The organism is Rhodococcus sp. P4_F5 (assembly GCF_056401315.1).
Map to the genome: position 1 here is coordinate 16,234 of NZ_JBFUJP010000043.1, position 23,007 is coordinate 39,240.

Sequence of the window (23,007 nt, forward strand, 5' to 3'; positions counted from 1 at the left end):
GGTTCAGCCGGCGCCTGTGGAATAGATCACCCCCGCCAGACCGTTCCCGGGTCATGACCCATACCGTCGTTGCCCCCGAGTTCGGAGGACCCGAGGTCCTCACCGTGATCGACGAGCAGGTACCGCCGCCCGGCCCCGGCCAGGTCCAGGTCGAGGTGCGCGCGGCGGGCGTCAACCCCGCCGACTACAAGATGTACAACGGCGCCTTCGGCACCGATCCCCGCAGCCTTCCGGTGCGTCCGGGCATCGAGGTGTCCGGCGTGGTGGTCGCGGTCGGCGACGACGGCCCGTTCCGCATCGGCGACGAGGTGATTGCCTACACCGGCACTGGCGGCTACACCGAGCGGCGCAATGTCGCCGCCACGGACGTCCTCGCCAAACCCGCCGCACTGTCCTGGGAGCAGGCCGCCGGCCTTCTGACCACCGGCGGCACCGCCGTCGACGCGTTGACCACCACCGCCGTGACAGCCGGTGACACCGTCCTGATCCACGGCGCGTCCGGCGGCGTGGGGTCGCTGGCGGTGCAACTCGCCGTCGCGCGGGGTGCCACCGTGATCGGCACCGCCCGGGCGTCGAACCACTCCTACCTGCGCGAGCTCGGCGCCGTCCCGGTCGAGTACGGCGACGGCCTGGCGGACCGGCTGCGCGCGGCCGCACCGGACGGATTCGACGCGGCCGTCGACACCGTCGGCACCGACGAGGCCGTCGACGCCTCGTTGGAACTGGTCGCGGACCGTGGCCGGATCGTCACCATCGCCGCGTTCGGCCGGGCGGAGCAGGACGGGTTCCCCGCGATCGGCGGCGGCACCCCGGAGAGCGCCCGGATCCGGCGGGAGGCCCGCGCGGGCCTGGTGGACCTGGCCGGGCAGGGGAAGCTCGTAGTCCAGGTCGCGAAGACCTTCCCGCTCGCCGACGCCGCGCGGGCGCACACCGAACTGGCGGCGCCGCACCCCCGCGGGAAGTTCATCCTGCTGCCCTGACCCCTTCCCCTACCCGGCTCGCCGGCGCACACCCTTTGCCGACGTCGTACCCCTTCTTTGTGTGGAAGATGTGGGCGAAATCAGCACCTGAAAGGCGACGGAGAAGGCCAGCAGGCGGAAGGTCTGGTCGGCGCCGCGCAGAGGCCCCACAGCCCGGACCGCTGTTCGCGCACGACCTCGTACAGCGCGCCCGGAGCGCACGAGGAGAGCGACGGCCAAGGCCTGAAACGTCGAGGGCATGTCCGCCCCCAATGTGGATGGTCCGACGCGGCCGATTGTTCACCAGAGCCTCTGTCCGAGGATTCCGGCGAGCCACCCTGCCGCGCCGCGGCACTCAGTGCACGTGCTCCTTATCGGCAGCAGACGCGGTCGACGCAGCGGCCTTCTCGCTAGCTGTCGCCTTCGCATCCAATCGCGCGGCGAGGTTGCTGAGGAGGTAGAGAGACGGCAGCAGCTCCGCGGCCCAGTCCGGTCCCGGATCAGGCAGCGGGCCCTTGTGAATAACCTTGTCGATGGCGACCATCTTCTTGGTTATCTCTTTGATGATGTCGGCGAGGGTCGGCCTACGGGTGAGGTGGATGTACTTGCCGCATCCACGTGGTGAGTCCGCGTACTGCGGATCGTCATAGCTCGCGGTGTCCTGTGCGTCGGAGTAGTCGAACGCCTCGCGAACACTGATTCGCCCGTTTCGATCGGCATCCGGGTTCGTCGGCAGGCTTCCGCCGTAAGCCGTGCCACCGTTAACGGACTCGAACCATGTTCGCGCCCACGGGTCAAAATGAGTGTCACCAGCACTGACCTTGTCGGCCGGGACGGCACTCGCAAATGAGGTCCGTGCGGCCGTGCTGTTGTCAAGCGTGGGTTGCATGAATGCCCCCGAGTAGCATTGCTCCATAGTTACCACCAGCTGCCCGAACGCGGGCATGCCGGCGAGCATGGTTCCCCATTCGGTGGGCGTGAGAACGGAACTGTTGTCGATGCACAGTCCGGTCTGCGAGCCGTGGTTATTCGTGTGGACAAACAACAAGCTCTCGGAGTCCATCCGCTTGCCGATGGTGTCGATGGTGGTCTGCAGGTTTGCCTTCGTCGCGGACGAATCCACCGCCATCTGGTAAGACGTGTCGTCGCCGACCCACTTCGCCATGTCCACGGACGTCGCGTCGGTCGCGCCAATCGTGCCGTCATAGCAGAGGACGTAGATGTTTCGTGCACTGAATCCGAGTTGGCGGTGCAACACCCGCCAAGCCAGCTCGAGGTCCTCGACATGGCGACGGTTGCTGATCTGACTCGTGAAAAGAAGGGCGTATCGGTTGTCATCGTTGAGCAACCACGGCCAGGGCCGCACCTTTGCCCAGTCGGATACATGGAGGAGTGGGCGAGTGAACACCGCTTGGCGCAGCGGAGCATGGAACGGCTCAACCACCAAGCGGGGATCCGCGATCTCGGGTGGGAACTGCGCTGGCACTTCACGGAGCAGCCGGCCATCGTCGGGCGAATGGAATCGGTATCTGCAGGGGTGACCGAAGTTCGCGCCCGGCATCTCGTCGACGAAAACCAGCACCGAATCTTCTGGAACCGAGATGATTCGATCGACAAGCGACAGCTGGCGCCCCTTGGTCAGCAGCCGTGCGCTGATACTCAGGTGAGTGGTGGCTGCCGTGGCTGGAGTCATGGCAGCGAAAGCAACATTGCGGCAGCGATCCAGAATGTTGTCTGGGATGGATGCACGTCCGTCATTGCTCATTAGTTCTTCCCTTCCGGTAGTGCGGCCCCATATCGGGCGGCTACGTGGTACCGACGAGGTCTGCCAGGTTGTCGGGGTCGCTCGCGACGATCCAACTGTCTGGCAGGAGCCCGAACACGGGCGGCCTGTCAGCGGGCGAACGCTGCACTACGGCCCACGTAACGGGATCGACCGCCGCGTACGAGCACGCGTGCATCCAGTTGGCGCCCGGCTGCTCGTCCCTGAACAGCACGACCACCTCTGTCTCGAAGCGGATGGTCTGGGTTCCGAACTCAACCTCGCCCGGACCCCGTGGGACACGGTCTGCATAGACGACGGTCCGAGGCGTTGACGGAAAAGCCAACTCTGCAGCCGCACACGCCACTGCCGGTTCGTATTCTTGAGTGCTCATGTGTCACCCCTCGGGTCCAGACGTTCCGAGTGTCGGCCGCAGGGGGTTCGCGGTCTAGAGTAGTCGGCTACTCATTTCTTCTTGTCCGACCAGACTTACCTTAGATGCACCGATTCGGTAGTGACCAAGCTCGGATCGCAAACACGAAATTCCCTGCTGTAGTGGAAGAATGAGGTTTCTTGAGGGTCAGTTTCGGCCACGACGAAGAGTATCTCGCGGATGCAACTTCCTCGCCTCGGCCCGCACTCCACTCGAAACCGCACAACTAAACTCACAGCAGAGCCCTCAGTTGATCGGTGCATTCAGGACAAGGCAAGTGGCCCACCGCGGACCGAGCGAGTTCTCGACTGATCGTGCCCGGATCGCGTCGCAGGTCTTGAGCGATCTGGCGGACGCCGGCTGGCCCCACGCGGCCAGGCGATCTCTTCTCGCCCCACGAAACTCAGTCGCAGCCCTGGCGGTTCGTCAACGGTCTTGGGACCACACCGTCGGCCTCGTGCAACCATCGAAGACCGCTGGCTTGTGACACGCTGGCAGCAGTTGGTGCACCTGTGGGTGAGAGCCCGCCCCGCGCTCCGCCAGTTCAGATTGGGTGTTGCAACGGCCCCTGAACCCAAGTATGTGCAGTCCCACCAGAAGGTGTGTGGCGAATCCCGTGGAGAATCCGCCACCCACTGTTCACCGTCACGTTGTCGACCGGACGTCCGGCCCTGCCAACCTCGTAGACATGTACAGCCAAGTTATCGAGAAGAGGGCGATCGCCGTGTCGGTCGTCGACGGCGACCTGAGGCTGACGGTCGACGACGCCGTGGTCGAGGTCGCCGCGGTGTGGCTCCGCGACGCCTGCACCGGCGCCGCGAGCCGCGACGCCGTCAGCGGTCAGCGACTGTTCAACATCGTCGACCTGCCCGCAGACCTCCGGGTCCGCGAGGCCCGCGTTCACGGCGACCGCGTCGAGGTCGAGTTCGCACCCGACGGTCACCGGTCCACCTTCGGCCTCGACGCGCTGATCGCAGCGAAATCAACCGAGCCGCTTTCCGACTCGCGCACCGAGCACGGAAAGCGGTTGTGGCGAAAGGCATCCGATATGTCGCCGCTCCGGTCGTACGACTGGGCAGGGTACCTCACCGACCCGGCCCCGGCACTGCACGACGTGGTCGAGCGCGGATTCGCGTTGCTGCGCGGGGTGCCCACCGAGCCGGGGCGGGTCACGAAGGTGGCCGAGACGTTCGGCTTCGTCCGGGAAACCAACTACGGCAGGCTCTTCGACGTGCGGGTGGAGGAGAACGCGGTGAACCTCGCGTTCACCGGCCTCGCGATCAGTCCGCACACCGACAACCCGTACCGCGACCCGGTGCCGACGCTCCAGCTCCTGCACTGCCTGCACAACGCGTCCGTCGGCGGCGAGTCCGGTCTCGTCGACGGTTTCGCGGCCGCGGCGACGCTGCGCGAGCGCAACTTTCGCGCCTTCGAGATCCTCACCCGCACCGCGGTCACCTACCGCTTCGACTCCCCCGACGCCCACCTGAGCGCGGTGACGCCCCTGATCTCCCTCGACGAGTCCGGCCGCATCCGCGAGATCCGTTTCAACAACCGGTCGATGGTGGTGCCGCGCCGGCATCCCGACCTGGCGCGCGAGTTCTACCGCGCCTACCGCGAGTTCGCCGAACTGTTGTACGCGCCCGAGGCCCAGCTCAACTTCCACCTCGGCGCCGGCGACTGCCTGATATTCGACAACACCCGACTGCTGCACGCGCGCACCGCCTTTGCCGCCGCCGGCGGCCGCCACCTCCAGGGCACCTACGCGGACCTGGACGGACTACTGAGCACCCTGCAGACCTACCAGGAGACCCGATGACCAACGCCTACGACGCCCTGTCCACGCTGTTCGCCGGAGAGGGCGGGCAGGAGTACCTCGGCGAGCAGGTGTCCATGGCCCAGCACATGCTCCAGACCGGGCGGGCCGCCCGCGCGGCGGGCGCCCCCGCCGAGCTGGTGGTGGCGTCGGTGCTGCACGACGTCGGCCACTTCTCCGGCGCGATCAGCGGCCGGGACCTCATGTCGGGCAACGACAACCACCACGACGCCGTCGCCGCCGAGTGGCTGTCCACGTGGTTCGACGAGGCGGTGACAGAGCCGGTGCGGCTGCACGTGGCGGCCAAGCGCTACCTGTGCGCGACCGACCCCAGCTACTACGACAAGCTGTCCGACGCCTCGAAGTTCACCATGGCGGTGCAGGGCGGAGTCATGGACGCGGCGGAGGTCGCTGCCTTCGCCGCCGAGCCCTATGCCCAGGAAGCGTGCCGGCTGCGCCGGTTCGACGACCTGGGCAAGGACCCCGACGCGCCCGCGGTCACCCTCGCGGACTTCCGCGGCGACATCGACGGGCTGGACCGGACCCTCAGTCCCCGGTCCGCGCGCTGACCCGGCTGGTCGCCCCGGCGGCCAGTGAGTTGCGGACCACAAACGCCACGGCCTCGCCGGCGTACAGGTCGATCGAGCACTCGAGGACCTCGCCGACCGGGTCGGTGGTCCGCCGGACCGTCCGCAGCAACGGCGCCCCGGGAGCGAGGTCGAGCAACTCGGCCTCCCGGGGCGTCGCCGCGACGGCGTCGATGGCGTGTTCGGCGTCGGCGAAGACGATGCCGTGGTCCGCCAGTCGGTCGGTGATCGACTCGACGTCCAGGTCGATCACGGAGATCAACGACGCGAGCGACTCCGGGTAGTAGGTGCTCTCCAGCATCGTCGGCACCGCCCCCAGAAGCCGGACACGTTCGACGTGAAAGACGTTGGTGCCCTTCTCGACCCCCAGCTTCTCCGCCACCACGCCGGTCGCGGGCGCCAGCGCGGCGCCCAACGTCCGGCTGCTCGGCGTCTCGCCGAGACCCCGCGCCCACCGGGAGAAGCTGACCAGCTCGGCCATCGACTGCACCTTCGGACCGCTCCGCACCTGCCGCCGTGCGCCGCGGCGCGAGGACACCACCCCGGTGGAGCGCAGGAATGCGAAGGCCTGCCGGATGGTCCCGCGGGATACGCCGTACCTCGCCGTCAGCTCGTTCTCCGACGGCATCGTCACCCCGTCGGCGAAGTCGCCGCGTTCGATCGCGGTCTGGATGTCCGCGGCGATCGACCGGTAGAGCGGCAGATCGCTTGCTCCCGCACTCATCTCACTACCGTACCGACCGGGCGGCTCATGCCAGCAGCACCGGGCGGTCGAGCAGGGACACGTGGACTCGGGCGCCGGGCGTCAACGCCCCACCCCGGTGGCTGGCGACGTCGGCGAGCAGCTCCGCCCCGTCCGGCCGGGCCAGCCGCAGCCGCGTCGACGCGCCGTAGAAGGTCGCGGCCGTGACGACTGTGTCGCCGTCGACGCCCTCGCGCACCAGCACCGCCTCGGGGCGCGCCAGCACGGTCACCGGACCGGTCCCGGGCCAGTCGCCGTCGCAGGCCAGGGTCTGCTCGCCCACCCGGACGGTGCCGCGGTCCACGGCGACGGCCGGGATGTGGTTCATCGTGCCGACGAACTCGGCGACGAACGGCGTCGCCGGGCGGCGGTACACCTCGCTCGGGGGCGCGCACTGTTCGAGCCTGCCGGCCCGCATCACCGCCACCCGGTCCGCGATCGCGAGGGCCTCCTCCTGGTCGTGGGTGACCAGCAGGGTGGTCACGCCCAGGTCCAGCTGGATCCGGCGGATCTCCTCCCGCAGCTGGTACCGGACCTTGGCGTCGAGCGCCGAGAGCGGCTCGTCGAGCAGCAGGACGCGGGGGGAGATCGCCAGCGCCCGCGCCAACGCCACCCGCTGCTGCTGTCCGCCGGAGAGCTGGTGCGGGAACTTGGCGACGTGGTCGGCGAGGCCGACCAGGTCCAGCAGCTCCCGCGCCCGGGCGAGCCGACCGCGCCCGCGCTCGCTGCGACCGCGCAGGCGCAGCCCGAACGCGACGTTGTCCTGGGCGCTCATGGTGGGGAACAGGCTGTAGGACTGGAAGACCATCCCCATGTCGCGCCGGTTGGCGGGCAGGCCCGCCGCGTCGGCGCCGCCGACCAGCACCTGCCCGCTGTCCGGCTGGTCGAAACCGGCGAGGATGCGCAGGGCGGTGGTCTTGCCGCACCCGGACGGCCCGAGCAGCGCCACCAGCTCACCCGGGGCGACGTCGAGGTCCAGCCCGTCCAGTGCGTTGACGGCGCCGAAGGTGCGGCGGACGCCGACGAAGCTGACGGCCGTGCCCTCGTTCTCGATTCGGACGCTCGGATTCGTCATGGCTTTGCCTTTCGTGTTCGGCCGGCGACCGCCACCACGATCAGCAGCAGTGCCCAGGTGAATGCCAGGCTGAGCAGGGCCAGGGCGACCTGCAGCTGGCCGTCGGTGGCGCCGGACTGGGCGAGCCACACGGGGAAGGTCGGGAAGATCAGGATTTTCGCGATCGTGTACTCGCCCATCACCAACGCGAAGGCGAGAAAGCCCGCGTTGAGCAGCGAGGTCCGCAGGGCCGGGAGCACGACGCGCCACAGCACCGTCGGCCAGCGAGCACCCAGGTTCAGCGCCGCCTCGACCAGGACCGTCACCTTCGAGCCGCGCAGTCCGGCGTCGAGGCTGCGGTAGGTGAACGGCAGGGCGATCACCACGTACATCAGCGCCAGCACCAGGGGCAGGGACTTGTCCTGCAACGCGGTGAACACGGCGGAGACCTCGACGAACTCGCTGCCGTTGCCCCAGCCGAGCACGCCGCGGACGCCGACGACGAGGGCCACCGGCGGAATCACCAGAGGCAGCAGCGAGAACACCTCGACGTAGGGGCGCGCCCGGGGCAGCCGCAGGTGCACCAGCAGCATCGTCGGCACCATCAACGCCAAAGTGATTGCCACCGAGATCAATCCGAGCAGCAACGAGCTCGTCATCGAGTCCACGAAGCCGGCCGCAGAGAAGATGCGGGTGTACGCCGCCAGGCTCGGGCCGTCGACCCCGTCCACGGTGAACCAGAAGGCCACCAGGACCGGGCCGAGGAAGTACAGCCCGGCCAGCCCGAGGACCACCCCGCGCCAGTAGCGCACCGGCGGCCCCTCCCGTCGGGTCCGGCCGCGGGGCCGCGGCGGCGCCGTGGTGGGCGCCGGCGGCGCAACRCTCGGCGTCACCGGCGCGTCGATCACTGCAACCATCGCGAACTCCTCCGCTGCATCAGTTGGTAGAGCAGGGTCAGCGGGACCACCACCACGATCATGGACAGGGCCAGGGCCGCCCCCAGGTTCTCCTGCCCGGCAAGGACATTCCCCGACAGCGCGCCGTCGATCCGCAGCGGTGTGATCGCCAGCGTGCCGTTGGTGAGTGCCTCCGCGGTCGCGTACGACGAGAAGGCGGTGCAGAACAGCAGCGCGATGCTGCCGAGGAAGTGCGGCAGCAGCGCCGGTCCCGCGACGTGGCGCCAGTACTGCCAGCCGCGCGCGCCGAGACCGTCGGCCGCCTCCCGCCACTCGGGGCGCAGGCCCTCCAGCGCCGGGGTGATGACGAGCACCATGAGCGGGATCAGGAAGTACAGGTAGACGAACTGGACCCCACCCCGCGAGTACAGGTCCAACCCCAGGTCGTCGCGGAGGGAGAGTCCCAGTCGCTCCTGCACGAAGACGGTGAGCACGCCGGCGTTGCCGATCGCCGCGACGAAGAGGAAGGCCAGCGGCAGCCCACCGAAGTTCGCGAGCACCGCCGCGCTGGTGGAGACCAGCCGCGGCAGCAGCCCGCCCCGGCTGGTGGCCACCGCGTACGCGAGCACCACCCCGAGCACGGCCGCGATCACCGCACACACCAGCGACATCGTCGCGCTGTTCCACAACGCGTCCAGGTATGCACCACTGAGCGCGGCGGACATGTTCGCGCCGCCGAACGTGCTGGTGCCGCCCTCACCGCGCACCCGGAACGCCGAGTACGCGATGACCGCGGTGGGCAACAGGAAGAAGACACTCACGTAGCCGAAGAACGGCACCAGCCCGAACCAGCTCCACGGCAGGCCCGCGCGGCGCGCGGCAGTCCCGGATCGCACTACTTGACCGTGCTCGCCCATGTCTGCGTCAGGGTGTCCTTCGCCGCGGTTGCCTGTGCATCCGTGGGGAATTCGGCCTTGACGTTGACCGCGGGCAGGTGCTCGGCGAGCGCCGGGTCGACGGTGCCCGCGGCCTGCATCGCCGGCAGGCGTGCCGGGCGTGCGTATCCCGCGAGGTATCCGTTCTGGCCCTCGTCGCTGTAGAGGTATTCCTGCCACAGGCGGGCGGCGGCCGGGTGCGGCGCGGTCGCGCTGATCGCCTGCGCGTAGTACGAGCCGATCGTCGCGTCGCCCGAGACGGCGACGGTCCAGCGCATCCCGGCGTTCGCGAGGTCCTTGGTCTTCGCCGCGTTCAGGTAGTCCCAGTCGACGACGATGGGCGTCTCGCCCGACGCGATCGTGGCCGCGGTCGCCTTGACGGGGACGTAGTTTCCGCTGGCCTTGAGCTTGCCGAAGTAGTCGATGCCGGGCGCGATGTCGTCGACCGAACCCCCGTTGGCCAGGGCCGCGGACCACACGGCCATCAGCGCCGAGTTGCTCTTGAGCGGATCGCCGGTCAGCGCGACCTTGCCCTTGTACTCGGGCTTGGCCAGGTCCGCGAACGAGGCCGGGCACACCGTCACCTTCGCGGCGTCGCAGCCGATCGAGATGTATCCGCCGTAGTCCGCGTACCACGTGCCGTCCGGCGACTTCTGCGACTCGGGGATGCCGTCCCAGGTCGCCACCTTGTACGGCGCGTACAGACCCTCCTGGGCGCCGCTGATGGCGAACGCGGTACCGACGTCGACCGCGTCGGGCGCGCGGTCCTGACCCTTCAGGGACTTGATCGCGTTGACCTCGTCGGCACTGCTGGCCTCCGGGTTGTCGACGGTCACCGTGATGCCGTACTTGGCGCCGAAGTTGTCGATGAGGTCGCCGTAGCCTGCCCAGTCACGGGGCAGCGCAATGAGATTCAGTGACCCCTCGGCCTTCGCGGCGGCGATCAGCGCGTCCATGCCACCGGCGTCGGCGACCGACGTGGCGGTGGCCGCGGCAGCGGGCGACGCGGTCGCGTCGGCCTTTTTGGTGCAGGCGCTCGAGCCGAGGACCACGGCCCCCGCGACGAGAATGATGCCCGCGTTGCGAATCGATGTTCTGCGCACTTGTCCGACTCCAGGTGAGAATGCTCATCCGCTGCGGCCGAGCGGCCGAGCAGGTCAGACTCTGCGCGGACAAGTTGTATAGCCAAGAGACCGATCGCGACGGTCAGGTGAACGCAACCTGAATGCCTTGGGTCGGCGCCGTCGTCGACGGTCTGTTCAGTCCGCCAGGTACCGGGCGAGCGACTGCGCGACGCACACCGGCTTGTCCTGTGCGTCGCACTCGACGGTGAGGCCGAGCGCCACCTGGACCCCGCCGGGGACCTCCTCGACGGACAGCACCCGGCCGTGTCCGCGCACCCGTGCACCGGCTGGCACCGGCGCCGGGAACCGTACTTTGTCCAGCCCGTAGTTGACCGCGGCCCGAACACCCCGCACCGCGATGAGGTCCTCGAGGAACACCGACACCAGGGACAGGGTCAGGTAGCCGTGCGCGATCGGCCCTCCGAATGGTCCTGCCGCGGCCCGGACTGGGTCCACGTGGATCCACTGACGGTCCTCCGTGCACTCTCCGAACGCGTCGATCCGATCCTGGCTGATCGTCGTCCACCCGCTCGTTCCGAGGTCGGTCCCCGCCGCGCCGCGCAGCTCCTCGACCGAGCCGAAGACTGCCATCACACACCACCCGCCAGCGTGAGCCCGCCGTCGACGACCAGGGTCTGTCCGGTGATCCAACCCGCGTCCCGGGAAGCCAGGAAGGCGACCGCAGAGGCGACATCCTCGGGCTCACCCAGGCGGCCGAGGGGATRCCGCGCCACAACCTCGTCCTCCCTGCCTTCGAACAGGGCGCCGGCGAACTTGGTGCGGACCACGGCCGGCGCGACGGCATTGACACGAATGGCCGGGCCGTTCTCCGCAGCCAACTGCGCGGTCAACGCGATGACCGCGGCCTTGCTCACGCCGTACACACCGATGCCGGATGCCGGCCGGACCCCCGCGACGGACGCGACGTTGACCACCACTCCGGGAGCCCCGTTCCAGTGGTCCCGAAGCCGCCGGCTCCAGTTGAGTGCACCGAGGACGTTGACCTCGAAGATCTTGCGCGCCTTTCCGAGATCCGCGTCCAGGGTGGACCCGGCAATCGGGTTGATGCCGGTGTTGTTCACCAGCACGTCGATCCGACCGAACCGCTCGACGGTCCGGTCAACCACGTCCTGCTGGTGTGCCTCGTCATCCGCATGACCGGCAACGGCAAGCGCCACGGCCGGGCCGCCGAGCCGTTCGACCGCCTCGTCGAGTGTCTCCTGCCGGCGGGCCGTGACGACCACCCGGGCACCCTCGGCGACCAGGCGTTCCGCCACCGCGAGGCCGATGCCGCGGCTCGCACCGGTGACGATCGCGACCTGGCCGTCGAACCTACCGAGTCCGCACCGCGTGTCCTGAACCGTCATATCGAGATGCCTCCGTCCACCGGCACCACGGCGCCGGTGATGTACCCGGCCTCGGTCGACGCGAGAAAGGCGACGGCCGAAGCGATCTCGGCGGGATCGGCAAACCGGCCCAGCGGGACCTGCGCGGTCAGTTCGGCGCGCTTGTCGTCCGGGATCGAGGCGATCATGCGGGTTTCCGCGTTGGGTGAGATGGCGTTGACTGTGACGCCGAATCCCGCGAGCTCCTTCGCCGCGGTCTTGGTGAATCCGATGATCCCGGCCTTCGCCATCGCGTAGTTCGACTGACCGACATTGCCTCGCAGCCCGGTGTACGAGGTGACGTTGACGACCCGGCCGTACTGCTGCGCCCGGAAGTGCGGTGTGCATGCCCTGGTGAGGCGGAAGGTGCCACCGGCGTGCACGGCCATCACCTGCTCGTAGTCGTCGTCGGTGAGCCTCCACAGCATCCGGTCCCGCAGGATGCCGGCATTGTTGACCAGCACGTCGATCCGACCCGTCTCGGCGACCACCGTGTCGACAACCGCCTGCACCGATCCGGTGTCGCTGACGTCGGCCGCGATGCCACGGCAGCCCAGTTCGGAGGTCGCCTCGTCGAGTGCCGCAGCGTCGAAGTCGACCAGGAATACGTCGGCACCGACGTTCACGAAGAGCCGCCCCACCTCGAGGCCGATTCCGCGGGCCGCGCCGGTCACGATCATCGTCTGACCGGTGAAGTCGAAGGTGGTATTGGATTTCACTGCGCCAGCAGCCGTTTCAGTCCGATTCATTGTCAGCTGATCCTTTCGAAGACGATGGCCATGCCCTGGCCGCCGCCGATGCACATGGTCTCGAGGCCGAACTGTTTGTCCCGCTCCTGCAGCGAGTGCAGCAGAGTGGTGGTGATCCGGGCCCCGGTCGCACCGAAGGGGTGGCCGAGTGCGATACCCCCGCCGTTGACGTTCAGTCGGTCGATGTCGATGCCGAGGTCCCGGTAGGACGGAATCACCTGCGCGGCAAAAGCCTCGTTGATCTCCACCAGGTCCATGTCACCGATCGAGAGCCCGGCCTTGGCCAGCGCGCGACGGGACGCCTCGACCGGACCGAGACCCATGATCTCCGGCGACAGGCCACTGACGGCGGTCGCGACCACCCGCGCGAGCGGGACGAGCCCGAGTTCGGCCGCCTTCCGGTCGCTCATCACGACCACCGCCGCCGCGCCGTCGTTGAGCGGGCAGGCATTGCCGGCGGTCACGGAACCGGTGTCACGGAACACGGGCCTCAGCCCCGCGAGCGTCTCCACGGTGGTGCCGGGACGCGGGCCGTCGTCGGCGGTCACCACGCTCCCGTCTGCCAGGACGATCGGGGTGATCTCCCGACCGAAGAACCCGTCAACGATTGCCTTCTCGGCGAGCTGCTGTGAGCGCGCGGCGAATTCGTCCTGCTCGGCCCTGCTGACACCGCGATGGGTGGCGACGTTCTCCGCGGTCTGTCCCATGGTGATGTAGGCATCGGGGAGCCCGCCGGCCAGGCGCGGATCCGTCCACACCGCGCCGGTTGCCGCCAACTGTGCGGTGCGCGCCTGTGCCTGCGCGAAGAGCGGGTTCTGGAACTGCTCGTCGCCGGCACCGACGCCGGTCTGCTGCGGGTAGCGCGAAACGCACTCGACTCCGGCGGAGACGAAGATCTCGCCGTCGCCCGCCTTGATCGCGTTGGCCGCCATCCGGGTGGTCTGGACACTCGAGGCGCATGCCCTGTTCACGGTCGCACCGGGCACGGAGTCGAGCCCCAACTGCAGCGCTACCCGTCGGGCGATGTTCTCCCCCTGTTCGCCGGAGTGCTCCCACGCCCCCAGGTAGAGGTCCTCCACGGTGCGGGGATCCAGGGCGGGGATCTTGTCCAGCGCGGCGCGGACGATCTGGGCGGCCATGTCGTCCGGCCGAACACCCGCGAGCGAGCCCTTGCCCGCCCGCCCGATCGGCGAACGGGCGGTGGAGACGATGACTGCTTCAGTCATGGGAGATCGGCCTTTCCTGGTCGGACCGGTGAGGTCGGCGCGCGAGGGGCGCGTCCGACTGTTCCGTGATGTTCTGGTCGGACGCCGCCGGGATCTTGCCGACCCGGGCGTCCGCTCAGACGTGCTGATTAAGCGCTCGCTTAGTTTGCGATGACGAATGCGAGAATGTCAATAGCCACGAGACCGCAACGAGCGACCGGGCGGCGCCACGACAGGAGACGAGAACCAGGTGACAGAACACGCACCGCCATCCCCGCCGGCCCCCCAGCCGGGGCCAGGCGGCAGCAGGGTGGCCACCGATGCGGAACAACGACTGCTCGACTCAGCCAGGGACGCGTTCGCCGCCAAGGGCTACCACGGGACGAGCACCCGGGAGATCGCCGCCGGAGCCGGGATGAGCCCGGCCGCCATGTACATCCACTTCAGCTCCAAACAGGACGTGCTGCTTCGACTGATCCTTGCCGGACACGAGTCCGCACGCGCGGCCCTGACCGCGGGTGCCACCGCCACGGGATCAGCGACAAAGCGCTTCAGATCAGCGGTTTTCCACTTCGCCCGGTGGCATGCGGAGCAGCACACCACCGGCCGTGTCGCACAGTACGAACTGCACGCGCTCACCCAGGAGAATCAGGCACAGGTGGTCCACCTCCGCAGGGACACCGTGCGGGTGATGCGGGAGATCATCGCCGACGGCGTCCTGACGGGCGAGTTCGCGGTCGAGAACGTGGACACGTCGACCCTGGCCGTGATGTCCCTGTGCATCGACACGGTCCGGTGGTTTCCCTCTCGCGAGCTGCAGACCCACGACGAAGTCGGTGCCGCGTTCGCCAGCATCGCCGAACGCATCGTGAAGTCGTCGGACTGACCTGGCCCCGCGGTCGGATGCGGGCGGCCCAGCGGCCGCAGGAATAAGCGATTGCTCAGGGACACCGCAGCCGCGATCCCGGCCCTGGCGTAGACGCCCGTGCCCGAGGTATAAGTAATATGAACCTATTGAGGAAACCTGTTGGCACGGATCCTGATCGCCGGCCCCTACCGGGCGGGAACTGCGCGTACGCACAGAAAGTCCACTGCGCCAACAGGACTGAACCGACGCTGAGGAGAATCACATGAGCCTGCCCCCCGTGCTCCAGGACCGACTCCGCCTGCCCGTAGTGGCGTCGCCGATGTTCATCCTGTCCAATCCGGACCTCGTGATCGCCCAGTGCACCTCGGGGGTCGTCGGTTCGTTCCCGTCCCTCAACGCCCGGCCGCAGCCGATGCTCCGCGAGTGGCTCCTGCGGATCACCGAGGCACTGGCCAAGCACGACGCCAACCATCCCGAGTCGCCCGCCGCGCCCTACGCGGTGAACCTCATCGTGCACAGGAGCAACGACCGCCTCGAGGAGGACCTCGCCACCATCGTCGAGTTCGAGGTGCCGATCGTGATCACCTCGCTCGGCGCCCGTACCGACGTCAACGACGCGGTCCACTCCTACGGCGGCATCGTGCTCCACGACGTCACCGACAACCGGTACGCCCACAAGGCGGTCGAGAAGGGCGCCGACGGACTCATCGCGGTGGCCGCGGGCGCGGGCGGGCATGCCGGCACCCAGTCGCCGTTCGCCCTGGTCCAGGAGATCCGCGAGTGGTTCGACGGCCCCCTGCTGCTCTCCGGTTCGATCGCGCACGGGCGCTCGGTCCTCGCCGCCCAGGCCGCGGGCGCCGATCTCGCCTACGTCGGGTCCGCCTTCATCGCCACCGAGGAGGCCGGCGCCGCCGACGCCTACAAGCAGATGGTCGTCGACTCCGCCGCGTCCGACATCGTCTACTCCAACCTCTTCACCGGCGTGCACGGCAACTACCTGCGCGGCAGCATCGAGGCGGCCGGCCTCGACCCCGCCGACCTCGCGGAGTCCGACCCGTCGGCGATGGACTTCGGCACCGGCGAGAAGACCGACACGCCGGACGGCAAGTCCGAGGCGAAGGCCTGGCGCGACATCTGGGGCGCGGGGCACGGCGTCGGTGCGGTCAAGGCCGTGCTGCCCGCGTCCGCGCTCGTCGACCGGCTGGCCGCCGAGTACGCCGCGGCCCGCACGGCGCTGCTCGGATAGCCGCAACCTGTCGAGACGACGCGTCCCGGGCACTGATTAGGGTTCCGGTCATGGACATCAGCAACTCAGGACACGTCGTTCTCGGGATGCTCTTCGTGGGGTCGCGTTCCGGATACGAGATCCGCAAGTCCGCGGAACTCTCGCTCCGTCACTTCTGGTCGATCTCCCCGCCGCAGATCTACACCGAGCTCGGCAAGCTGGAGGCGGCCGGCCTCGTCGAGGGCAGCGACGACCACCAGGGCAACCGCCGCCGACGCCTCTTCACCGTCACCCCGGCCGGCCGCGAGGCGCTGCATCGCTGGGTGCTCGACGAGGGCGACAGCGACTTCGAGATGCGAGACCTGTTGCAGGTCAAGCTGTTCTTCGCCGACGTGCTCGAACCGGACGAGGTGCCCGTACTGCTCGAGCAGATACGGGCGCGGTCGCGGCGGATCCTCCGGAAGTTCGAGCGGGAGGTCTCCCCGGCGGCCCGCAAGACCGTCGAACGGCACGGCGTCCGGTTCCCGCCCAGGGTCGCGGACCTGCACGTGGAGCTGCACCAGTACCTGCTGTCCTGGTGCGATCGGGTGGAGCAGGAGTACCGGCACGGGTCCGACTGACCGTCCGCGGGGAATACCTCCGGGCCGACGGTGTTGAGCTACAGTGAACTAGTTGAATCATCAACTACCAAGCCGGAGGAGTCCGCATGCCCGCCGTGACCGTCGACAACATCCTCGCCCTGCCCCGCATCGGCAAGACCGCACCCGACGCCGTCGCCCGCCCGGTGCTCGGCGTGACCACCGCCCCCGTCGGATACGAGGGCGAGGGCTTCCCGGTGCGCCGGGCGTTCGCCGGCGTCGACCTCGAGCACCTCGACCCGTTCATCCACATGGACCAGATGGGCGAGGTCAACTACGCGCCCGGCGAGCCCAAGGGCACCCCGTGGCATCCGCACCGCGGCTTCGAGACCGTCACCTACATGATCGACGGGATCATGGAACACCAGGACTCCAACGGCGGCGGCGGCACCATCGGCGGCGGCGACACCCAGTGGATGACCGCGGGCGGCGGGATCCTGCACATCGAGACCCCGCCCGAGCACCTGGTGGTGAGCGGTGGCCTGTTCCACGGCGTGCAGCTGTGGGTGAACCTGCCGCGCGAGAACAAGATGGCCGCGCCGCGCTACCAGGACATCACCGGCGCCAAGGTCGCGCTGCTGTCCTCCCCCGACGGCGGCGCCCTGGTCCGCGTCATCGCGGGTGAGGTCGACGGCCACCAGGGCCCCGGCTCCACCTACACCCCGATCAGCCTGGTGCACGCGACCGTCGCACCCGGCGCCAGCCTGACGCTGCCGTGGAACCCCGAGTTCAACGCGATCGCCTACGTGCTGGCCGGCGACGGCCTGGTCGGCGCCGAGCGTCGGCCCGTCCGCAGCGGCCAGACCACCGTCTTCGGGCGGGGCGACACGCTCACGATTGCGGCCGCGGACACCCAGGACTCGCGGACCGAGTCGCTCGAGGTGTTCATCCTCGGCGGCAAGCCGATCCGCGAGCCCGTCGCGATGGCCGGACCGTTCGTGATGAACACCAGGGCCGAGGTCATCCAGGCGTTCGAGGACTTCCAGGCCGGACGCCTCGGGTCCATCCCCGCCGCCCACGAGACCCTCGGCTGACGTCATGGCCGAGGTGGCGGTCCAGCGGGCCGGCGACCGCCGGCACCTGAGGTACGGCTGGCTCGACTCGCGACACAGCATGCCCGTCGCGGGCAACTTCGACCCGGCCGAGCACGCCCACGGACTGCTGGTGGTCAACAACGAGGACATCGTCGACGCCGGCGAAGGCTTCGACAGCCACCAGCACCGGGACGCGGAGATCGTCACCTGGGTGCTCAGCGGATCCCTGGTCCACCAGGACTCCGAGGGGCACTCGGGCGTGGTCTTCCCCGGTCTCGCGCAACGGATGAGCGCGGGCCGGGGCATCTTCCACTCGGAGCGCAACGACCGCGTGCGCGCCGACGGCTCTCGCGTGGCCGAGCCCGTTCACCTGGTGCAGATGTGGGTTCCGCCGGACGAATTCGGCATCGAGCCCGAGCTACCAGGAACTGCCGATCGACGACGAACTCGACGCCGGCAAACTCGTGGTGGTGGCTTCCGGCCTGCCGCGGCACCGCCACGACACGGCCATCGGGCTGCGCAACCGCCGCGCGGGCCTGCACGCCGCGCGGCTGCGGCCGGGCGGGTCGGTCACGATCCCCGACGCGCCGTTCGGGCACGTGTTCGTGGCCCGCGGCGCGGTGGACGTCGAGGGTGTCGGCCTTGTCTCCCAGGGTGATTCGATCCGGCTGACCGGTACCGGTGGCCAGCGGCTGACCGCCACCGAGGACGCCGAAGTGCTGATCTGGGAGATGCACGCCGAGCTCAGTTCACGACAACCGAGGTAGGCGTCCCCGCCACCCCGGTCCTGCACGTGGAGATCGAACCGGATCAGGGCCGCTCGAACAGGTCCACGGCCGTCGTGACGCGGTCGTTGGGCAGTTCCTCGGCGATGTTCCTGCCGGTGCGCAGCCACCCCCCTCGCAACGCCGAACGAAGCCAGTTGTCAAGGGCAGCTTGCGTTTCGAAGCGAAGCACGATCACACACACGTCCGAGACACTGCTCTCCTTGAGCCACCCCCCGCCGAGGAAGCCCGGGAAGATCCGGGCCAGGCCGAGACCGCTCTGAATCCAGTCGGCGAACTCGTCGTCACGGCCCGACCTGATCCGGCGCACGATCGTGGTCGTCACGTTCGCGCCGGCCCCTTCGGCCACCCCGCCAGCGGTGTCGGCCGCTCCGACACCCTCGGTGTTGCTCACTAGTTCCCGCCTCGGCTCCCGCGCACATCCACGCGATGCGACCTCCTCAAAATACCAGCGCAAAAGCCCCGATCACACCGGTCCGATGTGCTGCGCCAGGGCGTAGCCGCGGTCCAGACCCCCGGTCCAGCAGATGTCAGACGATACGACCGCAAGGTCGCGGGCCTTCCGGACCACCTCCGTACTGTGGAACCCAGGCACCATGAGGGAGGACTCAACCATGACGGCACCCACCACACCGCACGTCGACATCCACCGGGCCGGCGACCGGCTGAGGACCCGGATCGCCTGGTTGGACTCGAAGCACTCCTTCTCCTTCGGCCAGCACTACGACCCCGACAACACCCATCACGGCATGCTGATGGTCAACAACGACGACATCGTGTCGCCGGGACAGGGTTTCGAAACCCATCCCCACCGCGACATGGAGATCGTCACCTGGGTGCTGCGCGGTTCGCTGGTGCACCAGGACTCGATCGGGCACTCCGGTGTCATCTACCCCGGTCTCGCGCAGCGGATGACGGCCGGGTCCGGGATCCTCCACTCGGAGAAGAACGACGCCTGGCGGCTGCCCGGCTCACCCCACGCCGAACACGCCGAACCGGTCCGCTTCGTCCAGATGTGGGTGCTGCCCGACGAATCCGGCATCACCCCCGGCTACGAGCAGCTCGAGATCGACGACGAGCTGATGCGCGGCGGGCTGGTCCCGGTCGCGTCGGGCATGCGCAAACACAAGGGGCAGTCGGCCATCGGCATCGCGAACTCGAACGCCGCGCTGTACGTGGCACGGATGCGCGCCGGCGACACCGTCCAGCTGCCCGAGGCCCCCTACCTGCACCTGTTCGTCGCACAGGGCGAGGTCACACTCGAGGGCGCGGGCATCCTGTCCGAGGGCGACGCGGTCCGGTTCACCGCGACCGGCGGGCAGCGGCTCAGCGCGGCGCAGCCCGCCGAGGTGCTGGTCTGGGAGATGCGCGCACGCCTCGGCGGCTAGGGCCGGCCGGCCATTCGATTCCGCGGCGTCCCGCCAGGCAAGACCCTGACCTACTCGACACCGTCGCGGGCTGCTATTGAGATTCCATGACCGCATCCGCAACCCGCCCCCGCGGCGTCGACCCCCTGAACACGATGATGGGCGTCCGCGTGCTCGCCATGGCCCCCGCCGGCACCGAACTGGAGGGCACGATCGGTCCGCGCTTCCACGACCACCGCGGACTGTCCGGGCTGGCCTCGGTCGGCGTGCTCGCCGACACCGCGGTCGCCGGCGCGTTCTACGCCTCGCTCCCCCCGGGCCACCGGACCGTGGTCTCGCAACTCACCGCCGCGGTCGCCGCCCCGCTCCCCTCGGCGGGCGTGGTCACCGCACGGGCCCGCACCGAGCACCTCGACCTCGACGCCGGCACCGGGCTGTCCGCCGGACGGGTCGCCACCGCGGCCGGCGCCACCGCGGTGCGCCTGCTCGCCCGCAGCGTCGTCGTGACGCGCGCCGCGCGGAGCGATGTGCACCTCGCCGCCGGCCCCACCCTGGTGATACCGGACCCGGAGCCGGCGGACCCGGAGTCCCTGACCGGACTCGACGGGCGCGCCGTCGTGGCCGGTATCGCCGCCGGCACCCTCCGTCGCGGCCCCCTGGCGGGACTGCTCGGGATGGAAATCGAATCGGTCGGCGACACAAGCATTTCCGCCCGGTTCGTTCCGACCCCGTGGATGAGCAATCAGATCGGCTCCGTGCAGGGCGGAATTCTCTTCTCCGCCGCGGCCCTGACCAGCGGGTTGAGTGCGCAGGCCCTGACCGCCGCCGGGCAGTCGTACCGGCTGCTGGACCTGAAGATCGATTTCGTCCGGTCCCCCGCCGTCGACGGACCACCGATCCGCGTCGAGGCCGAGGTGGTGCGTGCCGGACGCCGGATCGTGCTGATCGAGACCCGTCTGCTCGACGCGGACGGCCATCTGCTCGCCCGCACCGGTTCCAGTGCCCAACTCGAGTGAGGAACACCCGGCTGGTAGACAGGGCCGCATGACCGCGACGGAAACCCTGCGCCTGGATCGCCTCAACGAACTGATGGATGTGCGGGCCCTCGACCTCGAGCCCGGCTCGGTCCGCTTCGAGCAGGAGCTGGGCCCCCGCTTCCACGACCACCGCGGGCGCACCGTCCTCGGCTCGATCGGCGTACTCGTCGACGCCGTCCCCGGCGGCGCGGTCGGCACGTCGATGCCGGCCGGCGCCTCGGTGGTGCTCTCCCAGATCACGGCTGCGATGGCCGCACCGCTGCCGGCGTCCGGCGCGATCGTGGCGCGCGGACAGGCCGTGCACCTCGACCTCGAGACCGGAACCGGACTCGCCACGGGAGAGATGGTCGGGCCGGACGGACAGGTCGCGGTGGTCCTGCAGTCCCGCGGCATGGTGGTCACCCGCCCGGCCACCCACACCGAGGCGATCGCCCGGGGTGAGCGCCTTCCCGTCCCCGCCGCGGAACCCGTCACCGACGCGGCCGAGTTCGCCGGGCACGCCGGCCTCGACGTGGTCACCGGGATCCAGGCCGGACGGATCGCCCGAGGACCACTGGCCGGCCTGCTCGAGGTGGACCTCGTCGACGTCGAGAAGGGTCGGGTGGCAGGCGAGTTCGCGCCGCGCGAGTGGATGAGCAACCCGCTCGGGTCCATCCAGGGCGGCGTCCTGGTCTCCGCCACGGACCTCCTGACCGGGCTCGCCGGGCAGAGCCTGACCGCACCCGGCCAGGACTACCGGACGCTGGACCTGCGGATCGACTTCGTCCGCTCCCCCGCCGTCGACGGCCCCCGGATCCGCGCCGAGGCGACGGTGGTGCGGGCCGGACGCCGGCTCGCCCTCGTGGAGACCAGGCTCGTGGACCCGGCCGGACAGGTGCTGGTGCGCGCGGCCGCCAGCGTCCAACTGGTCTGATCGAGGCGCCCGTTCCCGCCGGGGTCACTTCCCTTCCCGGGGGTTCGGGCGCCGGCCGGCCGGGGCGGAACCGGACGAATCGGCCGGGCGCGGACTATCCTGCAGGGGCGATCAGATTCGGCGCTCACGGTTTCGATCGAGGAGAGACGATGACCCAGCCCCCTCAGCCACCGGACGGCCCGCAACCGGGCAACGAACCGCCGTCAGGGGATCAGCCGGGTGGGCAACCTGGTGGGCAACCCGGCGGCCAGCCGAACTACCCGCAGTACCAGCCCCCGTACCCGGGTCCGGCGCAGCCTCCGGGGCAGCAGTACCCCGGCCAGCCGCCGCAGTACCCCGGCCAGACGTACCCCGGCCAGCCGTACCCGGGACAGCCGCAGCAACCCGGCCAGCCGTACCCGGGACAGCCGCAACAGCCCGGCCAGTACCCGGGACAGCAGTACCCCGCCCAGCCCTACGCTGCCCAGCCCGGCGCACCCGCCGCGCAGAACGGCGCGGGCATCGCCGCCCTGATCGTCGGAATCCTGGCCCTGGTGACCTCGTGGACCGTCATCGGCGGCGTGGTGCTGGGCATCCTCGCGGTGATCCTCGGGTTCGTCGGCCGCTCGCAGGTCCGCAAGCAGCGCGCCACCAACGGCGGCATGTCCCTGGCCGGCAYCCTGCTCGGCGTCCTCGCGGTGATCGTCTCGATCCTGCTCGTGGTGGTGGGCATCGGCCTGTTCAACCGCGTCGGAGGCCGGGATTTCGTCGACTGCATGCGTGACGCCGGCAGCGACGAACGAGCCCAGCAGCGCTGCATCGACGAGTTCCAGCAGAACATCGAGGACCGGTTCTCGGTGACCCTGGAGGCCCCCACGGTCGTCCCGCCCCGCTGACCTTCCACACAGCAGACTCACAGCGTTTTCACTGCGACCGGACAGGACCGTCGCAGCGTTCTCGCAGCGGCGCCCGCGAGGGTGGACCGCAACAGCGAGACGGGAGAAAGCGTGAGCAAGGACATCGAACGCAGCCGGGCCCAGGTCAGCCGGCGACGCGCCCTGGCCCTCGGCGGCACGGTCGGCCTCAGCGGACTCATCGCGGCCTGCACGGGCAATGGCGCGTCGGGCGGCGGCGCCACCACCACGACCTCGGTCGTCACCGACTCGACGGCCGCCGGCGACGACGTGATGGCGCTGCTGGCCCGGGCACCGCAGTGCGTGACCAGCAAGGAGGAGACGCAGGGACCGTACTGGTTCKACGTCGACTCGATCCGCAGCGACATCCGAGAGGACCGGCCCGGCACCACCTTCGAGCTGGCGATCCGGGTCCAGGACAGCGCCACCTGCACCCCCGAGGGCGGCGGCGGGACGGCCAACGCCGTGGTCGAGATCTGGCACTGCGACGCCGGTGGGGCGTACTCCGGCTTCGAGTCGGGATCGCAGGCCTCGAACGGCGGCGGCCCCCCGGCCGGCGGCGGTCCGGGCGGGCAGCCCCCGCCGGGCGCGCCTCCGGCC

The 23,007-nt window shown here is 69.6% G+C and carries 24 protein-coding genes and 2 pseudogenes; 13 read left to right on the top strand and 13 right to left on the bottom strand.

Going from position 1 to position 23,007, the window contains the following annotated elements:
* Positions 1 to 53 precede the first annotated feature (53 nt).
* Entirely contained in the window at positions 54 to 980 is a 927-nt protein-coding gene (locus AC1DU4_RS17170; RefSeq protein ID WP_477841782.1) for an NADP-dependent oxidoreductase, read from the top strand.
* A 334-nt stretch (positions 981 to 1,314) separates the two neighbouring features.
* On the opposite strand, the gene AC1DU4_RS17175 is transcribed toward AC1DU4_RS17170, so the two are convergent.
* The 3 genes from AC1DU4_RS17175 to AC1DU4_RS17185 all read right to left on the bottom strand — a co-directional run bounded on the left by AC1DU4_RS17175 (position 1,315) and on the right by AC1DU4_RS17185 (position 3,524).
* Positions 1,315 to 2,724, bottom strand: a complete 1,410-nt coding sequence (locus AC1DU4_RS17175; protein ID WP_477841784.1) for a C13 family peptidase — start codon at positions 2,722 to 2,724, stop codon at positions 1,315 to 1,317.
* A gap of 40 nt (positions 2,725 to 2,764) precedes the next feature.
* A complete protein-coding gene (locus tag AC1DU4_RS17180; protein ID WP_477841786.1) occupies positions 2,765 to 3,115 on the bottom strand; it encodes a hypothetical protein in 351 nt (116 codons plus the stop codon).
* 271 nt (positions 3,116 to 3,386) lie between these two features.
* Complete coding sequence (locus AC1DU4_RS17185; RefSeq protein ID WP_477841788.1) at positions 3,387 to 3,524, bottom strand: helix-turn-helix domain-containing protein; 138 nt, start codon at positions 3,522 to 3,524, stop codon at positions 3,387 to 3,389.
* 318 nt (positions 3,525 to 3,842) lie between these two features.
* Between AC1DU4_RS17185 and AC1DU4_RS17190 the strand changes: the two genes are divergently transcribed.
* Together AC1DU4_RS17190 and AC1DU4_RS17195 are read left to right on the top strand one after the other, a co-directional pair.
* Positions 3,843 to 4,973, top strand: a complete 1,131-nt coding sequence (locus AC1DU4_RS17190; RefSeq protein ID WP_477841790.1) for a TauD/TfdA family dioxygenase — start codon at positions 3,843 to 3,845, stop codon at positions 4,971 to 4,973.
* Positions 4,970 to 5,539 (top strand): HD domain-containing protein, encoded by a 570-nt coding sequence (locus AC1DU4_RS17195; protein ID WP_477841792.1) that lies wholly within the window; start codon positions 4,970 to 4,972, stop codon positions 5,537 to 5,539. The genes AC1DU4_RS17190 and AC1DU4_RS17195 overlap by 4 nt, the downstream gene beginning before the upstream one ends.
* On the opposite strand, the gene AC1DU4_RS17200 is transcribed toward AC1DU4_RS17195, so the two are convergent.
* From AC1DU4_RS17200 to AC1DU4_RS17240, 9 genes are all read right to left on the bottom strand, one after another.
* Entirely contained in the window at positions 5,517 to 6,281 is a 765-nt protein-coding gene (locus AC1DU4_RS17200) for a GntR family transcriptional regulator (RefSeq protein WP_477841793.1), read from the bottom strand. The two genes, AC1DU4_RS17195 and AC1DU4_RS17200, sit on opposite strands and share 23 nt — an antisense overlap.
* Positions 6,282 to 6,306: 25 nt before the next feature.
* Positions 6,307 to 7,374 (bottom strand): ABC transporter ATP-binding protein, encoded by a 1,068-nt coding sequence (locus AC1DU4_RS17205; protein WP_477841795.1) that lies wholly within the window; start codon positions 7,372 to 7,374, stop codon positions 6,307 to 6,309.
* Positions 7,371 to 8,270 carry an ABC transporter permease gene (locus AC1DU4_RS17210; protein ID WP_477841797.1) on the bottom strand — a complete coding sequence of 300 codons (900 nt, stop codon included), beginning with the start codon at positions 8,268 to 8,270 and terminating at the stop codon, positions 7,371 to 7,373. The genes AC1DU4_RS17205 and AC1DU4_RS17210 overlap by 4 nt, the downstream gene beginning before the upstream one ends.
* On the bottom strand, positions 8,258 to 9,145 hold the full coding sequence (locus tag AC1DU4_RS17215; protein WP_477841800.1) for an ABC transporter permease: 888 nt from the start codon (positions 9,143 to 9,145) through the stop codon (positions 8,258 to 8,260). Before AC1DU4_RS17215 ends, AC1DU4_RS17210 begins: the two co-directional genes overlap by 13 nt.
* Positions 9,145 to 10,287: an ABC transporter substrate-binding protein gene (locus AC1DU4_RS17220; protein WP_477841802.1), complete on the bottom strand. Its 1,143-nt coding sequence runs from the start codon at positions 10,285 to 10,287 to the stop codon at positions 9,145 to 9,147. The genes AC1DU4_RS17215 and AC1DU4_RS17220 overlap by 1 nt, the downstream gene beginning before the upstream one ends.
* Positions 10,288 to 10,443: 156 nt before the next feature.
* On the bottom strand, positions 10,444 to 10,899 hold the full coding sequence (locus AC1DU4_RS17225; RefSeq protein ID WP_477841804.1) for a MaoC family dehydratase: 456 nt from the start codon (positions 10,897 to 10,899) through the stop codon (positions 10,444 to 10,446).
* On the bottom strand, positions 10,899 to 11,675 hold the full coding sequence (locus tag AC1DU4_RS17230) for an SDR family oxidoreductase (RefSeq protein WP_477841806.1): 777 nt from the start codon (positions 11,673 to 11,675) through the stop codon (positions 10,899 to 10,901). The genes AC1DU4_RS17225 and AC1DU4_RS17230 overlap by 1 nt, the downstream gene beginning before the upstream one ends.
* Positions 11,672 to 12,442, bottom strand: a complete 771-nt coding sequence (locus AC1DU4_RS17235) for an SDR family NAD(P)-dependent oxidoreductase (protein ID WP_477841808.1) — start codon at positions 12,440 to 12,442, stop codon at positions 11,672 to 11,674. Before AC1DU4_RS17235 ends, AC1DU4_RS17230 begins: the two co-directional genes overlap by 4 nt.
* Positions 12,443 to 12,444: 2 nt before the next feature.
* Entirely contained in the window at positions 12,445 to 13,668 is a 1,224-nt protein-coding gene (locus AC1DU4_RS17240; RefSeq protein ID WP_477841810.1) for an acetyl-CoA C-acetyltransferase, read from the bottom strand.
* Positions 13,669 to 13,957: 289 nt separating this feature from the next.
* Between AC1DU4_RS17240 and AC1DU4_RS17245 the strand changes: the two genes are divergently transcribed.
* The 5 genes and pseudogenes from AC1DU4_RS17245 (at position 13,958) to AC1DU4_RS17265 (ending at position 18,179) form a co-directional block, all read left to right on the top strand.
* Positions 13,958 to 14,533, top strand: a complete 576-nt coding sequence (locus AC1DU4_RS17245; RefSeq protein ID WP_477841812.1) for a TetR/AcrR family transcriptional regulator — start codon at positions 13,958 to 13,960, stop codon at positions 14,531 to 14,533.
* A 244-nt stretch (positions 14,534 to 14,777) separates the two neighbouring features.
* Positions 14,778 to 15,761: an NAD(P)H-dependent flavin oxidoreductase gene (locus tag AC1DU4_RS17250; RefSeq protein WP_477841814.1), complete on the top strand. Its 984-nt coding sequence runs from the start codon at positions 14,778 to 14,780 to the stop codon at positions 15,759 to 15,761.
* Between the two features lie 50 nt (positions 15,762 to 15,811).
* The gene (locus tag AC1DU4_RS17255) at positions 15,812 to 16,360 is read left to right on the top strand and encodes a PadR family transcriptional regulator (protein ID WP_477841816.1); all 549 of its coding nucleotides are present in this window, start codon (positions 15,812 to 15,814) and stop codon (positions 16,358 to 16,360) included.
* An 86-nt stretch (positions 16,361 to 16,446) separates the two neighbouring features.
* The gene (locus AC1DU4_RS17260; protein WP_477841818.1) at positions 16,447 to 17,412 is read left to right on the top strand and encodes a pirin family protein; all 966 of its coding nucleotides are present in this window, start codon (positions 16,447 to 16,449) and stop codon (positions 17,410 to 17,412) included.
* A gap of 4 nt (positions 17,413 to 17,416) precedes the next feature.
* Positions 17,417 to 18,179: pseudogene (locus AC1DU4_RS17265) on the top strand (pirin family protein).
* A 43-nt stretch (positions 18,180 to 18,222) separates the two neighbouring features.
* Here the strand turns inward: AC1DU4_RS17265 and AC1DU4_RS17270 are convergent.
* Positions 18,223 to 18,591, bottom strand: coding sequence for an antibiotic biosynthesis monooxygenase (locus tag AC1DU4_RS17270; protein ID WP_245709205.1), 369 nt, complete (start codon positions 18,589 to 18,591; stop codon positions 18,223 to 18,225).
* A 220-nt stretch (positions 18,592 to 18,811) separates the two neighbouring features.
* On the opposite strand from AC1DU4_RS17270, the gene AC1DU4_RS17275 reads away from it, so the two are divergent.
* The 5 genes and pseudogenes from AC1DU4_RS17275 to AC1DU4_RS17295 all read left to right on the top strand — a co-directional run.
* On the top strand, positions 18,812 to 19,585 hold the full coding sequence (locus AC1DU4_RS17275) for a pirin family protein (RefSeq protein WP_477841820.1): 774 nt from the start codon (positions 18,812 to 18,814) through the stop codon (positions 19,583 to 19,585).
* An 86-nt stretch (positions 19,586 to 19,671) separates the two neighbouring features.
* On the top strand, positions 19,672 to 20,580 hold the full coding sequence (locus AC1DU4_RS17280) for a PaaI family thioesterase (protein ID WP_477841822.1): 909 nt from the start codon (positions 19,672 to 19,674) through the stop codon (positions 20,578 to 20,580).
* Between the two features lie 28 nt (positions 20,581 to 20,608).
* Positions 20,609 to 21,514, top strand: coding sequence for a PaaI family thioesterase (locus AC1DU4_RS17285; protein WP_477841824.1), 906 nt, complete (start codon positions 20,609 to 20,611; stop codon positions 21,512 to 21,514).
* A 149-nt stretch (positions 21,515 to 21,663) separates the two neighbouring features.
* Complete coding sequence (locus tag AC1DU4_RS17290) at positions 21,664 to 22,389, top strand: DUF4190 domain-containing protein (RefSeq protein ID WP_477841826.1); 726 nt, start codon at positions 21,664 to 21,666, stop codon at positions 22,387 to 22,389.
* 111 nt (positions 22,390 to 22,500) lie between these two features.
* Positions 22,501 to 23,007: pseudogene (locus AC1DU4_RS17295) on the top strand (protocatechuate dioxygenase); the annotation flags it as partial.

Coding starts and splice junctions, on each gene's coding strand:
- AC1DU4_RS17170 (WP_477841782.1), top strand. CDS start 54: ATGACCCATACCGTCGTTGCCCCCGAGTTCGGAGGACCCGAGGTCCTC.
- AC1DU4_RS17175 (WP_477841784.1), bottom strand. CDS start 2,724: ATGAGCAATGACGGACGTGCATCCATCCCAGACAACATTCTGGATCGC.
- AC1DU4_RS17180 (WP_477841786.1), bottom strand. CDS start 3,115: ATGAGCACTCAAGAATACGAACCGGCAGTGGCGTGTGCGGCTGCAGAG.
- AC1DU4_RS17190 (WP_477841790.1), top strand. CDS start 3,843: ATGTACAGCCAAGTTATCGAGAAGAGGGCGATCGCCGTGTCGGTCGTC.
- AC1DU4_RS17195 (WP_477841792.1), top strand. CDS start 4,970: ATGACCAACGCCTACGACGCCCTGTCCACGCTGTTCGCCGGAGAGGGC.
- AC1DU4_RS17200 (WP_477841793.1), bottom strand. CDS start 6,281: ATGAGTGCGGGAGCAAGCGATCTGCCGCTCTACCGGTCGATCGCCGCG.
- AC1DU4_RS17205 (WP_477841795.1), bottom strand. CDS start 7,374: ATGACGAATCCGAGCGTCCGAATCGAGAACGAGGGCACGGCCGTCAGC.
- AC1DU4_RS17225 (WP_477841804.1), bottom strand. CDS start 10,899: ATGGCAGTCTTCGGCTCGGTCGAGGAGCTGCGCGGCGCGGCGGGGACC.
- AC1DU4_RS17235 (WP_477841808.1), bottom strand. CDS start 12,442: ATGAATCGGACTGAAACGGCTGCTGGCGCAGTGAAATCCAATACCACC.
- AC1DU4_RS17240 (WP_477841810.1), bottom strand. CDS start 13,668: ATGACTGAAGCAGTCATCGTCTCCACCGCCCGTTCGCCGATCGGGCGG.
- AC1DU4_RS17250 (WP_477841814.1), top strand. CDS start 14,778: ATGAGCCTGCCCCCCGTGCTCCAGGACCGACTCCGCCTGCCCGTAGTG.
- AC1DU4_RS17255 (WP_477841816.1), top strand. CDS start 15,812: ATGGACATCAGCAACTCAGGACACGTCGTTCTCGGGATGCTCTTCGTG.
- AC1DU4_RS17260 (WP_477841818.1), top strand. CDS start 16,447: ATGCCCGCCGTGACCGTCGACAACATCCTCGCCCTGCCCCGCATCGGC.
- AC1DU4_RS17275 (WP_477841820.1), top strand. CDS start 18,812: ATGACGGCACCCACCACACCGCACGTCGACATCCACCGGGCCGGCGAC.
- AC1DU4_RS17280 (WP_477841822.1), top strand. CDS start 19,672: ATGACCGCATCCGCAACCCGCCCCCGCGGCGTCGACCCCCTGAACACG.
- AC1DU4_RS17285 (WP_477841824.1), top strand. CDS start 20,609: ATGACCGCGACGGAAACCCTGCGCCTGGATCGCCTCAACGAACTGATG.